This is a genomic window from Roseovarius sp. D22-M7, from assembly GCF_037083785.1.
Lineage (GTDB): Bacteria > Pseudomonadota > Alphaproteobacteria > Rhodobacterales > Rhodobacteraceae > Roseovarius.
In genome coordinates, this window is the sequence record NZ_JBAPKY010000019.1 from 59590 (window position 1) to 74493 (window position 14904).

General features: G+C 64.2%; 11 protein-coding genes and 3 pseudogenes. 4 read left to right on the forward strand and 10 right to left on the reverse strand.

All coding sequences use genetic code 11. From position 1 onward, the window contains the following. Positions 1 to 98: 98 nt before the first annotated feature. Both V8324_RS10575 and V8324_RS10580 read left to right on the forward strand, forming a co-directional pair. A complete protein-coding gene (locus V8324_RS10575; protein ID WP_336419902.1) occupies positions 99 to 1247 on the forward strand; it encodes an N-acetyltransferase in 1149 nt (382 codons plus the stop codon). A gap of 9 nt (positions 1248 to 1256) precedes the next feature. After that, positions 1257 to 2078, forward strand: a complete 822-nt coding sequence (locus tag V8324_RS10580; protein WP_336419903.1) for a nucleotidyltransferase family protein — start codon at positions 1257 to 1259, stop codon at positions 2076 to 2078. Positions 2079 to 2088: 10 nt separating this feature from the next. On the opposite strand, the gene V8324_RS10585 is transcribed toward V8324_RS10580, so the two are convergent. Then, a complete protein-coding gene (locus V8324_RS10585; protein ID WP_336419904.1) occupies positions 2089 to 3018 on the reverse strand; it encodes a sulfotransferase domain-containing protein in 930 nt (309 codons plus the stop codon). A 145-nt stretch (positions 3019 to 3163) separates the two neighbouring features. Between V8324_RS10585 and V8324_RS10590 the strand changes: the two genes are divergently transcribed. Then, a complete protein-coding gene (locus V8324_RS10590) occupies positions 3164 to 4258 on the forward strand; it encodes a mitochondrial fission ELM1 family protein (protein WP_336419905.1) in 1095 nt (364 codons plus the stop codon). 22 nt (positions 4259 to 4280) lie between these two features. Here the strand turns inward: V8324_RS10590 and V8324_RS10595 are convergent, their stop codons facing one another. The 5 genes from V8324_RS10595 to V8324_RS10615 form a co-directional block, all read right to left on the reverse strand. Next, positions 4281 to 5231 carry a hypothetical protein gene (locus V8324_RS10595; protein ID WP_336419906.1) on the reverse strand — a complete coding sequence of 317 codons (951 nt, stop codon included), beginning with the start codon at positions 5229 to 5231 and terminating at the stop codon, positions 4281 to 4283. Between the two features lie 83 nt (positions 5232 to 5314). Further along, entirely contained in the window at positions 5315 to 6259 is a 945-nt protein-coding gene (locus tag V8324_RS10600) for a hypothetical protein (protein WP_336419907.1), read from the reverse strand. A gap of 14 nt (positions 6260 to 6273) precedes the next feature. Continuing rightward, positions 6274 to 7260, reverse strand: coding sequence for a diacylglycerol/lipid kinase family protein (locus V8324_RS10605; RefSeq protein ID WP_336419908.1), 987 nt, complete (start codon positions 7258 to 7260; stop codon positions 6274 to 6276). After that, on the reverse strand, positions 7257 to 8399 hold the full coding sequence (locus tag V8324_RS10610; protein ID WP_336419909.1) for a mitochondrial fission ELM1 family protein: 1143 nt from the start codon (positions 8397 to 8399) through the stop codon (positions 7257 to 7259). Before V8324_RS10610 ends, V8324_RS10605 begins: the two co-directional genes overlap by 4 nt. After that, positions 8396 to 9379: a sulfotransferase domain-containing protein gene (locus tag V8324_RS10615; protein ID WP_336419910.1), complete on the reverse strand. Its 984-nt coding sequence runs from the start codon at positions 9377 to 9379 to the stop codon at positions 8396 to 8398. The genes V8324_RS10610 and V8324_RS10615 overlap by 4 nt, the downstream gene beginning before the upstream one ends. Before the next feature lie 206 nt (positions 9380 to 9585). On the opposite strand from V8324_RS10615, the pseudogene V8324_RS22380 reads away from it, so the two are divergent. Continuing rightward, positions 9586 to 10453, forward strand: a pseudogene (locus V8324_RS22380) (IS3 family transposase). A gap of 179 nt (positions 10454 to 10632) precedes the next feature. On the opposite strand, the gene V8324_RS10635 reads toward V8324_RS22380, so the two are convergent. The 4 genes and pseudogenes from V8324_RS10635 to V8324_RS10650 form a co-directional block, all read right to left on the reverse strand. Continuing rightward, positions 10633 to 12084, reverse strand: a complete 1452-nt coding sequence (locus V8324_RS10635; RefSeq protein ID WP_336419912.1) for an HD-GYP domain-containing protein — start codon at positions 12082 to 12084, stop codon at positions 10633 to 10635. A 61-nt stretch (positions 12085 to 12145) separates the two neighbouring features. Then, positions 12146 to 12904, reverse strand: a pseudogene (locus V8324_RS10640) (IS5 family transposase). A gap of 716 nt (positions 12905 to 13620) precedes the next feature. Next, positions 13621 to 14667: a pseudaminic acid synthase gene (gene pseI / locus V8324_RS10645; protein ID WP_336419913.1), complete on the reverse strand. Its 1047-nt coding sequence runs from the start codon at positions 14665 to 14667 to the stop codon at positions 13621 to 13623. Continuing rightward, positions 14660 to 14904, reverse strand: a pseudogene (locus V8324_RS10650) (hypothetical protein); the annotation flags it as partial. The gene pseI and the pseudogene V8324_RS10650, both read right to left, overlap by 8 nt.

The window sequence follows — 14904 nt, forward strand, 5'->3', positions numbered from 1 at the left end:
TCTGGCGGCGTGTCTGCAAGCCTTTTCGCCCCTTGGCCGTGCCGGTTTGCGGGGCGGCGTGTCGACAGGGTCGCGCCAGCGAAAAGGAAACGCACCAGATGCCGCAAGGACAGCAGGATCGCGACCGGATCAGCGTCGTCGCCGCCGATCAGGGTGTCGCGCAACGCGATTTCCTGCATCTGCCCGAGCGGATTTACGCCGGCGACCCGGCCTGGGTCGCGCCGCTGCTGATCGAGCAGAAGAGCCGCGTCTTCAAGAACAAGCCGCTTTTCGCGCATTGCGAGGTCGCGGCCTGGGTGGCCTACCGCGGCGGCGCGCCCGTCGGGCGCATCACCGCGCAGCTCGACAGGCTTCAGACCGAGGAACCCGACGGCAAGGTCGGCTATTTCGGCATGATCGAGGCGGTCGATGAGCGCGCCGTTTTCGCCGCCTTGTTCGACACCGCCGAAGACTGGCTTAAGGCGCGCGGCGCGGCCTATATACGAGGCCCCTACAACCTGACGATCAACGAGGAAATCGGCCTTCTGGTCGAGAATTTCGACACGCCGCCCTTCATCATGATGGGTCATGCAAAACCCTATTACGACACCCGCCTCGCCGAGCAGGGCCTGACCGGAATCAAGGATCTGCTGACCTACATGGTCACCCCCGATTTCACCGCCCCCGAGGTGATGACGAAGCTTGCCGAACGCGCCAGCCGCAAGGTCACGGTCCGGCCCTTCAACCGAAAGTCCAAGGCCGCCGATGTCGAGGCGATGCGCGACATCTTCAACGATGCCTGGGCCGACAACTGGGGCTTCGTGCCCTTTACCCCCGAGGAATTCGCCGAAACCGCCAAGCTTCTCACCCTGCTGCTGCCCGACGATTTCATCCAGATCGCCGAGATCGAGGGACGGCCGGTGGCCTTCATCACCGCGTTTCCCAATCTCAACGAGATCGTGAGCGATCTGCGCGGGCGGCTGCTGCCGCTTGGCTGGGCGAGACTGCTGTGGCGGCTGAAGGTCAGGGGGCCGCGCAGCGCCCGCGTGGCGCTGATGGGAGTGCGCAAGGAGCATCAGTATTCGCGGCTCGGGCCGACGCTGGCCTTCATGGTCATCGACGGAGTCCGCCACGCGATGATGCGGCGCGGGATCGAATCGGTCGAGATGGGCTGGATACTGGAGGACAACGATGGGATGCGACATATCATCGAGGCGATCGGCAGCACGATTCACAAACGCTACCGGGTCTACCAGAAGCGGCTTTGAACACAGCCCATGACCAGCTTCGACTCCATCATTCTCGCGGGTGAACGAGACAGGCACGATGCCCTGCGTGATCATACCGGCGTCGCCTGCAAGGCGCTGCTGGATATCGACGGCACCAGCATGATCGGCCGCGTCATCGGCGCGCTCGAGGCGTCACGCAGCGTGGACGCCATCCATCTCAGCGGGCCGACCGAGGCCTGCGTGACGACCGATGCCGGGCTGTCGGGGATGATCGCCGACGGCCGTGTCGACTGGACGGCTCCTGGCCCCTCGCCCAGCACCAGCGCGCACCAGATGCTGGGCCGCGTGCCCGCCACGCGCCCGGTGCTGATCACCACGGCAGATCATCCCCTGCTGACCGCCGAGATCGTCGATCATTTCTGCCGCGACAGTGCGGCAAGCGGCTGTGACGTGGTGATCGGGCTGGCACCGCATGACCTGGTCCGGGCGACATTTCCGGATCTGAAGAAGACCGTGCTGCGCTTTGCCGACGGGCAGTATTGCGGCTGCAACCTCTTTGCCTTTCTCACTGAGGACGGGCGGCAACTGGCCGATTTCTGGCGACAGGTTGAGCGTGACCGCAAGAAGCCGCTGGTGGTGATCCGACTATTGGGCCTGTGGGCGCTGCTGCGCTACCGTTTGGGCTGGCTGAGCCTCGACGCTGCGCTGGCGCGGCTGTCGCGCAAGGTCGGGATGAGGATCGGCGCGGTGATCCTGCCTTATGCGCATGCCTCTGTCGATGTCGATTCGGTCGCCGACTACCAGGTGCTGCAACGCCATGCCCGGACTGCGCACACGTCGCACGACCCGGCCCCTTCACAGACATCGTAAGGCGCGCGCCTCAGCCGCCCGTGTATCCGAAGACCGGGTCGAGCCTGTCCTCGACCATCGCGTCGATGACGCGGATCTGCTCGGGCGTGAAGTAATCGCGGTAGCCGCCGACCTTGCCGCGCCGGACCTTGAAGCTGTCGGGATTGCCTTCGTCGCCGGGGCGCACCCGTTGACCGCTGCCGCGCATCCCCTCGTTGCTGGATTCGCGCTTTTTCATGTTCTGGTAGGCGGCATAGTCCTTGGCCGCCTCGATATGCTCTGGCTTGCCCGGTGTGCCCGTCGCCGCAACTACCTGTTCCAGCGTCGCGGCCGGATCGGCGCGCATGTCCTCGTAGCGGATCAGCGTCAGGTCGTCGCCCATCGTCGGGATCACCTCGGCCCAGCCGTTGAGAAACTCGACGATCCGCGGAATGCCGCAATTCGGGTCGCGCACGAAATCGAACACGTCGACATCGGCACCGTGCGGCGGATAGGAATTCAGCGCCTTCTTGCGCGGTCGCATCCGGTAGCGCCACTGGAAATACTGCGATACCGCCACATCGCGCGGATCGCGCACCAGAAGCACCACCTGCCTGCCGCGGAAATGCTCCAGCCCCGCGGGCTGGCCGAGATAGTCGCGGATGTAGTTGTCATGCGTGAAGAACACCTTCGGCGCACGCGGATCGCGCCGGTGGTAATTGTCGAATTCCAGCATGTGCTCGGTCGCAAGGCCGAAATGCACCTGGTAAAATCGCGACAGCATGACCCGGAACCACGTGCGTCCGCTCTTGCCCCACGACATCAGCACCCAGTCCGCCTCTTGCAGCTTGCGGTATTCCTCGCGGCCGCGCAGGCGCCGTTCCAGCGCGATGGTGCGGTGTTTTGGCAGGAAGAAAAGCGCCGTCAGCACGAGGTGCCGCCAGACCAGCGCGCGGGCTTCGGTGGGGGATATGTCGAACATCGATGCCGTCTTTCGCGTGATCGGGGCGATCCGGGTCGGAAGGGTCGGGACAGCGGGGCTTTGACAGTGCCTGCGCGATTGCGGACAAGGGCCTGATATCGCCGCCCCTTGAGGTGGTGCTCCTTTGACCTGAACTGGCCTGACGATGCAAGCGAAACTCTGGGTTCTTCTGGGCCGCAAGGCCGGCGACAACGCGCAGGTTCTTGCGTTGGCAGAGACAACGGGCCTGCCCTTCGAGGAAAAGCAGATTAGCGCCCGATCGTGGGAGATCGTGCCGCATCTGCTGCTGGGGCCGACGCTGGCGGGTATCGACAGATCCGCATCGAGCCCGCTCGCGCCGCCTTGGCCGGACTTGGTGATCAGCGCGGGTCGGCGCAACGAACCTGTGGCGCGGTGGATCAGGGCGCAGGCGCGCGGCGCGGTGCGGCTTGTGCATATCGGGCGACCCTGGGCGCGGCCTGCGACCTGGGATCTGATCGTTACCACGCCGCAATACTTCCTGCCCGAGGCGGACAATGTGTTGCAGATCCCCCTGCCGCTGCGCCGGATCACGCGGGACGGCGTGGACGTAGCCGCCCGGCAGATCGCGCCAAGGCTGGCGCATCTGCCGCGCCCGCTGACGGCGGTGCTGATCGGCGGCGATAGCGGGCCGTTCGTGTTCACGCCCGACAAGGGCCGCCGTCTGGCCGAAGGCGTCAACCGGCTGGTCGCGCAGTCGGGCGGCACGGCGCTGGTGACCGACAGCCCGCGTACGCCGAAGGCGGCAACCGAAGCGTTCCGCAAAACCATCAACGTGCCCGCCGAAAGCTATTGGTGGCACGACCCCCACACGACGGGCGACAACCCCTATCAGGGCTTTCTGGGTCTGGCGGACCGTTTCGTGGTCACCGGCGAAAGCATGTCGATGATGGCCGAAGCCGCGAGCCTCGGGCGGCCGCTCTACCTGTTCGATCCTGGCGATCCGCCGGGCACGTGGTGGCGGCATCCGCATAATTTCCGGCACAAACCGCTGAGCCATGCACTGGCCATGCGGCTGGCACCCCGGCGCATGCGGCGCGACGTCTCGCGCCTGCAGGATGCCCTGATGCGCGAGGGCCGCGCGAGCTGGCTCGATGACGCGCCGCGGCTGATTGCAGAGGGAGAGAATTGGGCGACCGAAGCACGGTCCGACCCGACAGAGGACGTGCAGCGTGCCGCGGCGCGCGTCCTCGCGTTGCTGAAGGGCGACACGCGGCGCTAGGCCGCGCATCGCGTGTCGGAGATCAGGCGGCGCGGGCGATGTCGCCGGTGCTGAGGGGGTGCGCGGGCGCTTTCGGCAGATCGGGTGTCTTCTCCAGCACGTCGATAGCGTCGTGGCGCACGTGATTTTTCTCCATCTCGCTGCGCAGGAAGTCCTCGGTGAGCTTGCCCTCGTTCACGCATTCCTTGAGCAGGCCGAGGAAGAACAGCTCCTGGTTCTTGTCGGGATGCGCCTTGTAATTCCCCATCAGCCCGTATTCGCCGAAGATCTGGCGGCGCAGCTTCAGCGCCCAGCCGATGGGCGGAAAGGCACGGAACACTTCCGACGGGCGCCAGTCCACCTTGAGCCCGGTTTTCCACGGTTGGGTCTTGCGGCGAGTGGTGTGCAGCATCTTCGTGGCGGGCGTGAACTTGTCGAAATCGTTCCACTCCTTCTCGAACAGCTCGATGGATTCGCGCGGCTCGTTACGCAGGCCGATCCAGTCCTGGTAGTCGAGATTGCCCTCGAACATCGCGTTGAACTGTTCCTCGCCCTTCCAGTGGGTCAGCTGCGCGCAATCCAGCAGCATCGCACTGGAGGCAAAGTTGCCGTCGATCATCCCCTTGGGCCCCGAACGCATGCGGCACATGATCGCCTTGCCGCCCATGTCGCGGCTCAGCAGGTCCCAGATATCGACGCAGGCAAAGATGTCGGGGTCGATAACCACCGCGCGCCCCTCGTAGCCCATCAGTTCCGGAGGCATCATGCGCGTCGGCGTGAAGGATTGCAGATCGTCGTTCAGCCAGGTGCGATAGACCCCGTCGCGCAGGTATTCCTGCCCCTCGCGCGCGGCGAAGAACGGATAGTCGTTGCTGTTGATGATCTGAACGTCGAACTTGTCGTTATGGGTCGAGTAGCGCCGCAACGCGTGCTCGGCCACGATCGCCCCGACGATCTGCTTGTGATTGGTCTGGATGAATACGGCGTGTTTCATGATTTCCGGTCCGGCATTCGTTTACATGATTTCTGCGGCGTATACAGCAACCGCGCGGCAGGTTCCATGCGTACCATTGGGCGTCAGCGAAAAACCCCGCGTCGGTAAAGCCGCCAGAAGAACCCCCAGATATGCAGAAGCGGCCTGCGGCGGACCTTGTCGGGAATCGTGACCTGTTGCCCGGAATGGCGGGTGAGTTTCCACGCGATGTAGTCGAGCCCACCTTCGAAGGTGAAAAGCCCCTTGATCAGCCGCGCGACCGACAGCGCCTTGCCCTGCCATCGGCGCAGCGCCCACGAGAGAGGTGCTATCCGGCGCGCGCGCGCCGGCACCGTGGCGCGGTAGCGCAGGGTGCCGGCCGCGTCCGAAAGATTCAGCAGGTCCGGCATGCGTGGGGCCAGCACGCGGGTCATCGCAGCGAAGAAATCCTTCCCGTGATCCACCAGGTCGCCGGCCCGGCCTGGCCGCTCGGCACGCAGTTCGGTGCCATAGCTGAGGCGCAACGCGCCCTGCCAAAGCGCAGCCACGCAGCCCTCGGCCGGCAGCATCGGCAGCGCCCGGCGCAACAGCGTCTCGCCGGCCTTCAGGAACGCGGCGTCAAGCCGGGCGGCGATGTCCGGGCTGGCGGACCAGACGACCTTGACCGGCTGCGCGAAGCGTCCCCAGAGATAGGACTGAAACCAGCGCGCGGTGCCCCGCTCGAATTGCGCAAGGCTCAGCACGGCATATTTGCAGCGCACGATATCCGGCCCGACCGGTGCCTCGATGAAATAGACGTTGGGGGGCAGTATGCGCCCGGCGAGGCGCAGCCACGTCCGCGGCTCGGCGCGTGGGGTGGGATCGACCAGCACGTAGAGATCCACGAGCCCCTCCAGCAGATCCGCGCTGCGCAGGCACGATCCGTAAAGCACGATCCCCTGCAGCCCGTGACCAAAGCGACGCTCAATTGCCGCGACAAGCGCGCGCAACGCCGGAGACGTCTCGGGCGTGGGTCCGTCGGGGGCGGGATACCCGGGCAGATTGATCATGATGGCACGGGTCCTCATCGCGGCCGCAGGAACCGGACCGGCCCTTGCGCGGTGATGACAAGCGGCGCGTCGCCGCCCGCGGTGGCGAAAAGCTCTCCATCGAGGTTGAGTTCGCCGTCGAAGTGCAACTCGATCCGATCGGCTCGAAAGCTTTCATAGCCATTCTCGGGCGTCACGTGACGGTTGGGGCGGCCGCGCAGCAGCGACAGGATCGCGCGCGGAAACCGCGCCGCGCCGCCACGAATCGTGGTCAGCCCGATGGCCGCGTCGCGCGGCGCCCAGAAGGGGCGGACGCCAAGTGACAACCGCTGCAGCGTGCTGGCCACGAGGATAAGCATCGGCGCCGTGTCGCGCATCACCGGCGCGCCGGTCGCGGGTGTCAGCGTCATGCGCACTTGCGTCGGCTGGTAAAACCGCGGATCTTGCCGGATCAGCCCCCAGATCGCCCGGATCAGGATCAGCCCAAGGCTGATCTCACCCCCGAGGCCGCGCGAATGCACGTCGCTATGCGCATATTGCGTGGCCTGCATCACCGCGCCGGTCCCGAGGAACATGCCGTGGCGTGTCCGCCCGTCACCCGCCCCCTCGACCCGCATGAGATGCCGCGTGCGGATCTCGCCATCCTTCGGCGCGCCCCGGTCCAGCCATCGAAAGAACCGCCGCACGGCGCGGTCGTGCGAGGCCGATATGCCGATATCGCCCGCCGTCATGTTGGCGGTGCCACCCGGAAGCACGACGATCAGCGGCAGATCGGCCTCGGGCCAATGCGCAAGGATCATGCCGAGGGCGGCGGCGATGGTGCCGTCGCCGCCATTGATCACCACCACGTCCCACCCTTCCGCGGCAAGCTGCGGCGCCAGCGCCTCGGCCTCGGCCAGCGTGCTTGTGACGTGGTGGCGCACATGGGGGTAGCCGGCGAGCCGCGCCGCGAAGCGCGCCTGCCACTTGCGGTTATTGCCGCTGGCAGGGTTGCTGATCACGGTGACACGCGTGCCGGTCATGGGGCACCCTCCGCCACGAGCGCATCGATTCTGGCAAGGATCCGGTCCATGTCGGCCCGGGTGTCGGGCGGTGCGGCCCGCGGCGTGGTCTCGTCACCGGCCCAGCGGGCGAGGTCTCGATCAACCAGCATCTGGTGAAAGCGCGGGAAATGCCGGGTCTGCGGCACCAGCCTCAGCCGGTAGAGACCGCGTGCCACGGCGGCCATCCGGCCATCGCAGGGAGCATCGAACAGCCGCGCGGTGAGGCGGCGGCGCATGTCGTCGAGCCCGCCAAGTGGGCCAGTGGACAGCGGCAGGATTTCCAGCGGTTTGCCCAGCCGGGCAACCTCGACCTGCATGGAGATGCTGTCACCGGTCACCACGAACCGGTCGGCATGCGCGAGAAGGCCGGTATAGGGGTTCTCGGAGTCGCTCTCGGCCCGGTCATGGACACCGACGCGCTCTGGCAATCCGTTGGCAACCTGCCGCAGGAAGCCGGGCGGTGTGCGCCGCGAGCCGACAAGATACGGTGTGCCGCCCTCGTCCAGCACGCGCCGCATGCGGGCGCGCAGCCGCCGCGCCACGTCGGCGTCGTAGACGAACGGCACGGTCGGCCCGCCGACAAGAAACGCCACCAGCGGGCGAGGCAGCGCGTCGAGCCCTCCCTGCCATGCCTCGCGCCCAGCCTCCAGCCGGTCGGGATCGATGCGCATCAGCGGCAGATCGATACGCAGGACGTTGTCGAACGGGGCAAGCAGCGTCTCGGCGCTGGCGATCACGAGGTCGAAATACGCCATCCAGCCCGACGGCTTGCCCACCAGCACGATCCGCGCGCGCCCGCCCGACTGCCGCTTGATCCACAGCGCGGCGTTGGCCGGCCGGTGCCCGCTGGTCAGGACGAGATCGGGCCAGGGCGGGGCAAGCGCATCGCTGCGCGTCCTGTCGAGATGGTAAAGGGTGGGACCCACCCGTGGCTTGCCGCGCACGTAATCGGAGCGCATCTCCAGGTGCCGCAATTCCGACGGCCAGCCGCGATGCTGAGCCAGCGCCTCGGCGATCATCTCGACCTGGCCGTTATCGCCGCGCTTGTCTCCCAGCACCCGCCAGATGCGCGGCGCCGGCCGCGCGCCGGGGCCGGGCTGCGCCCCGGGCGGGATCATTCCGGGGCCGTCTCGGCCGGGGCGGTTGGCTGATACCCGAAGACCGGGTCCAGGGTTTCGGCCATCATCGCGTCGATCTGCCGGACCTCGTCATCGTCGAAATAGTCGCGGTACCCGCCCACCTTGGCGCGCCGCACCTTGAAGCTGTCGGGATTGCTGCGGTCCCCCGGGGCCATGCGCAGGCCGGCCATGCGGAAGCCCTCGTTGGCCTCCATCTTCTTCATGTTCTCGTAGGCGGCATACTCGACCGCCTCGCGGATCTGCTCATCGCTCGCCGGGATCTCGAGGAACCGGGCGACACGGGCCAGCACGGCATGCGGATCGGCGCGCATGTCCTCGTAGCGCAGCAGCTCGAAATCGGGCAGCTTGTGCATCTCGCGCGCCCAGAGGTTCATGAAGCGCATGATCTTGGGCAGGCCGCCGCCCTCGTGGCAGACGAACTCGAACGCAGAAACCTCGGCGCCGTGCCGCGGATAGCCGTTCAGCAGCTTGTTTCCGGGCCGCATGCGGAACTGCCATTGAAAGAACTGCGAGACCGCCACGTCGCGCGGATCGCGGACCATAAGCAATACTTTCTTGTCGCGGAAATGGTCCTTTGTATCCGTGTTTCCGAGATAATCGCCAATGTAATTGTCATGCGCGAAGAACACGCGCGGGATCCGGCGATCGAGATTGTGGAAGTTGTCGAACCCGATCACGATGTCCCGAGGCAGGCCGTAGACCTGCTGGTAGAGGCGCGAGATCATCACCCGCAGCCACGTGCGCCCGCTTTTCCCGAACGACACGACGACCGCATCGGCCCGCACCAGCCGGCTGTAGTCCTGGTATCCGCGCAAGCGGCGTTCGGCGCGGATGCGGGTATCCTGGTCGCTGCCCGCAAGCCCGAGGCGAAACTTCAGGATACGCCGGCTGATCTTGCGCCACGCCGTCTTTCGGGCCTCGGGAAGGGCGGCGGCCAAAAGCCTTAAAGTGTCTGTCATTGCTGCCTCGAGCCGTTGGTTGAAGGCCCCTGACAATCCCTTTCGGCGGTCGAGGAAGGGGCAAGGGCCGGGATGGACCGCGCCACCCGTATATCCCCGCAATGGCAGTCAGTGTCCAGTCATCGCCACCCCTTCGTGACAGAAGTGGTCGGGGAAATTCGGGCCAGTCGTTAAGTTGGATCGCATGACGATGGAGACGATCCGAAATGGCGAAGGGAACGACGCATACGCCTGAGTTCAAGGCGAAGGTCGCGCGCGAAGCGATCCGAGAAGAGATGGCGCCGGCCGAGCTGTCGAAGACAGTATGGCGTGCATCCGAACCGGATCAGCACAGGGAAGCGTGCGGCGATCGCGAACATGGCCACGGCGTTCACCCGGCGGGATGCTGATCCCGGGAAGGGGAACGAGGCGGAGATCGAGAAGCTGCATTCGAAGATCGGGAAACTGGTGGTGGAACGGGATTTTTTGGCCAATGCCTCGGTCCAAACGCGCGGGACGCGAGGCAAAAAATGGTGAGCAAGGATCATGAACTGAGCCTGCGGCGGCAATGCATGTTGCTGCAGCTATCGCGCTCGACGCTGTATTACCGGCCCGAGGGTGAAAATAATGAGAAACTGCGGTTCATGAAGATCATCGACAAGCAGTTTCCCGAACCCCCGGTATGGATCACGCCAGATTGCGCGGCCCATGAAGCGGAAGGGTCAAAAGTGTGGCCGTCATCGTGTACGCCGGCTGATGCGGCTGGAGCCGAACTACCAGGAGCCCGACACCAGCAAGAAGCACCCGGCGCACAAGATCGATCCCTACCTGCTCAAGGAGCTGGCGATCACCCGGCCCAACCAGTTTTGGTGCGCCGACATCACCCATATCCGGATGGAGCGCGGGTTCCAGGATCTGGTGGCCGTCATGGACTGGTACAGCCGCAAGCATCTGGCTTGGCGGTTGCTGAAATACGAATACGTCTGCCTGCGTGCCGTCGAGACCGGCTCACAGGCCCGAGAAGGCATTGGGAAATGGCTGGCCTGGTACAATGCCGAGCGGCCCCACTCGACCCACGGCATCTTGCCCCCCTGACAAAGTCCATGCCAGCAAAACCGAACCCATGAGAATGGCAGCCTGATAGGACAACCTGATCCACCATAACTGGGCTGAAGTCTGGTCGAAAAGGCAGGACCATCTCTGCGCTCTCCGTTACGGACGAGGATCTGCTCGACATTCGTCGCAAAGGATAGCCATTGCCCAGCCAGAAAGACTCAATGGGACGTCCATCCCTCGTATTTGGAGATGACGCTCCAAAGTGCTTCAAATACATCCCCATCGACAGCCGTGCCGACCATATCGGACATGATGGAACGCACCTCTTCGAGAGGCAGTGCGGCCCTGTACGGGCGATCGGCTGAGAGCGCGTCGAAGATATCGGCAACCGTCAGCATCCTCATTTCCTGGGTCAGGGCGTCGGCTGACAGGCCGTAGGGATAGCCTCGGCCGTCGAGTCGCTCGTGATGCGTCGCCGCGATCCACGCCATGGGACGAAAGGGACGGACCGGGGACAGGATCGACTCGGTCATGACGGGATGACGCTTGATGCTTTCGAACTCTTCGTCCGTCAGCTTGCCATTCTTGTCGAGGATCCGGTTGGAGACACCGAGCTTTCCGATATCGTGCAACATCGCCGTCCGCCACATCCAGCGCTGCGTGGTTGCGCCAAGGCAGAGTTCTTCGCTCAGAAGGCCGGTGTAATGGGCCACGCGCTCGGAATGGCCGTAGGTGAAGGGCGACTTCGCGTCGATGACCCGGGCGTAACCTTTCACGATCGCGTCGAGCAGATCGTCATCCAGTGAGAATGCGCCTTGTGCCGCCTCCATCGTGAAGACACGGTGTTCGATATCCGGTTCCGCGAGCGTTGCCCAAAAGGATTGGTCGCCAGCACATGCGATGGCGGCGCGCACGATCTCGGGATCGAACCAGGTGCCGCTGCGCCGTTCCACTTCATCGAGCGCGGCCTCGGGCCCCGCCGCGCGCGAAAACACGTCCATGACCTGCGCCAGAAGCGCTATTCGGGAAAAGAGGGGGATCCGGTCGCCCGATAACCGGTACGGGCGACCGCTGCCATCCCAATGCTCGTCGAGCCCCGCGATGCCGTCCGCAACCGCCTCGGAAAAGCGCATCTGGCGCGCGATATCGGCGCCGGCTTGACAGCGTGTTTCGAAGATATCGGTGACCATTTCATCCGCGTTGCGCAGCACGTCATAGATGGTTCGCGCCCGCCGGATGAAGTGCTCGTCCGTCGCCGTTTGTCGCAGGACAAATGCGAGCGCCTGTTTCACCGAGCCGTCAACGGTCTTGAACCCGTTCTTGAATGAGCGATCATCGGTCAGGTAAAGTTGACAGATCCGCGCCGCGTTGGACGAACAGCCAAGATCCTTGAGCAGGAGAGTGTAATAAAGATCCGCCGCCACATCGGGGGCCAAGCCAAGCATCTCGCCGATCCGCATGCCGATAAAACAGCTTCGCACGCAATGCCCCGGCTCTTGCCCCTCCGTCAGATCCAGCGCATGGCTGAGCGAGCCCAGCACCTCACTGAGTGTGCACCCGGCAATACTGGCTTGTTCAAGATCGAATAAAGCTGCCTTCATCTGTTTCCTTCGCTTCGCGTAAAACGCGATCCTGAAACGGAAAGAAGTAAGTCTTATCAGCAGTATCAAACACAAGTCATCGACTTTAATCTGACATTTTTACCTATTGTGTGATGCCTAGGGTCTGGCCTCATAACCAATAGATGACAGTTGCGGCGAGCGCGATCGCCGAGAGGAAGACCTTGGGACACCCTGTCATACCGATTTGCGACACGCCGCCAGTCCTTGAGCCTGCCGAACATGATCTCGATCCGGTTGCGGCGTTTGTACCGGCGCTTGTCGTATTTCACGGTCGTCTTGCGCTGCTTGCGGCCTGGTATACAGGCGCGTATCCCTTTGTCTTCCAACGCTTCTCTGAACCAGTCGGCGTCATAGCCGCGGTCCCCAAGCAGCCAGTTGACCCTTGGCAGACTGCCCAGCATGGCCCGCGCTCCGATGTAATCGCTCACCTGACCGGCAGTGATAAACAAGCTGAGAGGTCGGCCCTGGCTGTCGCAGACCGCATGCAGCTTGGTGTTCATGCCGCCTTTGGTGCGACCGATCAGGCGCCCACGCCCCCCGTTTTCACGCCCATGCTGGTCGCGGTGCGGTGGGCCTTGAGATAGGTCGCGTCGATCATGACGGTCTTCTCTTCGCGGTGTTCGGCGGCCAGGCCGGCCATGATCCGGGCAAAGACGCCCTTTTCGCTCCATCGCTTCCACCGGTTGTAGAGCGTCTTGTGCGGACCGTATTCCGCAGGCGCATCGCGCCAACGTAAGCCATTGCGATTGATGAAAATGATCCCGCTCAGAACCCTGCGGTCATCGACCCTTGGTTTGCCGTGAGGCTTTGGGAAATAGGGCTCCAGACGCGCCATTTGCGCATCGCTCAACCAGAAAAGATCAGACATGATACCGCTCCGTTTTCGGAGCCGTGAATCACGCAGCGCGCCTGAAATCAATGGGTCCAGACCCTAGGAGCCTGACGGCGTTCGTACCCTCACAGTCCTGTCCTCTTCGACCGGTGCCCGGGCCAGTTCAGCGAGAGAGCATCCATGGACCAGGTCATCATCGGCGTCGATACGCATAAATCCAATCACATCGCTGTCGCGATCAACGGCCTCTACAAGGTCGAGGACATCGAGCATCAGGGGCCGTGGCGGGTCGAAAAATGACCTTGAAATGGCGACACTGGACTGGGTCTAGTTGGACAACGACAAGCACCTTTATGGGCCGCTCGGACATGTCTCAACCACCACTGCAGAAAGCAGTTCCACAACGCTGAGCTCACGACCAAGATCATAGTAGAATGACAAACTGAAACGTCTCCAGCACACCCGGGCTCGTTCAATGCGGCGGCCCGGCAGGCATTTTAAACGACGTTGATGTAATCCGGCCCGAACATCGTGCCCCGTTTCATGGTCATGATCTTGGGACGGTCGTTCATTCACATTCTCCGAGGGCTTCGCGGGTGCTGACATGCTGTCTGGTGCAGTCGGCCATGTTGTCGCAGGTCCCGGACTGGCCCGCTCTGCAGTACCTCTCGGTGGACGGAAAGCCATCCCGGCTTGTCGGAGGGTGACGGTCCGATCGTCGATTGCCACGCCCCATCCGCGCCGCGCGGCAGTCATGCCACTGCGTCCTTCACGACGGGCGTGGCCGCTGCCACGTCGCGGACGACACGCCGCCCGATCACTTCGTCGAGGTATTTCGGTGCCATCCCGTATCCCGGCCGGACGCTGCGCACGCAGTCTTCGGTAATCACCTGGCCCGCTTTCATGTCCCGCACGAAATAGAGCGAGCGCCGGAACTTGACGTTCGCCGCCTCGCTTGACTTGCGTCCGTAATCGACCTGGCCGACCGCCTCCCACGCGGTGCGCGCGCCGTGGCAGAGCTCGGCGAAATCCGCGGGTTCCAGCGAAAAGCTGTCATCGGGCCCGCCGCCCGTGCGATCCAGCGTGAGGTGCTTCTCGATCACCGCCGCGCCAAGCGCCACGCTGGCGATCGCCGTGGTGTTGTCGAGCGTGTGATCCGACAGCCCCACCGGCACACCAAACCGCGCGCCCATGTCGGCGAGCGTCGCGAGATTGTAATCCGAGGCCGGCGCCGGGTAACCCGAAACGCAATGCAGCAACGCCAGTTGCTTACAGCCCGCCGCCCGCGCGGCCTCGACCGCCTCGGCGATCTCCGCCAGATCCGCCATGCCGGTCGATATGATCATCGGTTTGCCCGTCGAGGCCACGGTGCGGATCAACGGCAGGTCCACTGCCTCGAAACTGGCGATCTTGTAGGCCGGCGCATCGAGGCTTTCCAGCAGGTCCACCGCGGTCGGATCGAAGGGCGAGGAAAAGAGCGTGATGCCGCGCTTGGCGGCATGGGCGAACAGCGCCTCGTGCCACTCCCACGGCGTATGCGCCCAGTCGTATAGCGCGTGAAGCGTGCGCCCGGCCCAAAGGCCGTCGGTGATCCGGAAATCCGGCAGGTCGGAATTCAGCGTGATCGTGTCGGGGCGGTAGGTCTGGATCTTGACGGCATCCGCGCCAGCCTGCTGCGCCGCGTCGATGATCCGCATCGCCTGACCCAAGTCGCCGTTATGATTGGCCGAAAGCTCGGCGATCACGTAGGGTGGATGGCCTGGGCCGATGGGACGGCCGTCGATTTCAATACTACTCATCGCGTCCGATCTTTCTCAAGCTGACGGAGTATACGTGCCCGTGCATCCTGAACAACGCAGGATACCTTTCCGGATCGCTGACCCTGATCTTGTCGAATTGCTCGGCAATGGAAAGACCCGGATCGAGTTCGCTATCGCCAGGCGTCCTGCGAGGGTAGTAGGTCGCCGCCTCATCGGATTGCGGGCAAGGCGTTTCGCCTTTCTCGACCATTCCGACAACCCGATCCAGAAGGGCCA

What these genes read in the sequence shown, in the direction of transcription:
- pseI (WP_336419913.1), bottom strand. Translation starts at nt 14,667, where the DNA reads ATGAGTAGTATTGAAATCGACGGCCGTCCCATCGGCCCAGGCCATCCA.
- V8324_RS10605 (WP_336419908.1), bottom strand. Translation starts at nt 7,260, where the DNA reads ATGACCGGCACGCGTGTCACCGTGATCAGCAACCCTGCCAGCGGCAAT.
- V8324_RS10600 (WP_336419907.1), bottom strand. Translation starts at nt 6,259, where the DNA reads ATGATCAATCTGCCCGGGTATCCCGCCCCCGACGGACCCACGCCCGAG.
- V8324_RS10595 (WP_336419906.1), bottom strand. Translation starts at nt 5,231, where the DNA reads ATGAAACACGCCGTATTCATCCAGACCAATCACAAGCAGATCGTCGGG.
- V8324_RS10575 (WP_336419902.1), top strand. Translation starts at nt 99, where the DNA reads ATGCCGCAAGGACAGCAGGATCGCGACCGGATCAGCGTCGTCGCCGCC.
- V8324_RS10580 (WP_336419903.1), top strand. Translation starts at nt 1,257, where the DNA reads ATGACCAGCTTCGACTCCATCATTCTCGCGGGTGAACGAGACAGGCAC.
- V8324_RS10615 (WP_336419910.1), bottom strand. Translation starts at nt 9,379, where the DNA reads ATGACAGACACTTTAAGGCTTTTGGCCGCCGCCCTTCCCGAGGCCCGA.
- V8324_RS10585 (WP_336419904.1), bottom strand. Translation starts at nt 3,018, where the DNA reads ATGTTCGACATATCCCCCACCGAAGCCCGCGCGCTGGTCTGGCGGCAC.
- V8324_RS10610 (WP_336419909.1), bottom strand. Translation starts at nt 8,399, where the DNA reads ATGATCCCGCCCGGGGCGCAGCCCGGCCCCGGCGCGCGGCCGGCGCCG.
- V8324_RS10590 (WP_336419905.1), top strand. Translation starts at nt 3,164, where the DNA reads ATGCAAGCGAAACTCTGGGTTCTTCTGGGCCGCAAGGCCGGCGACAAC.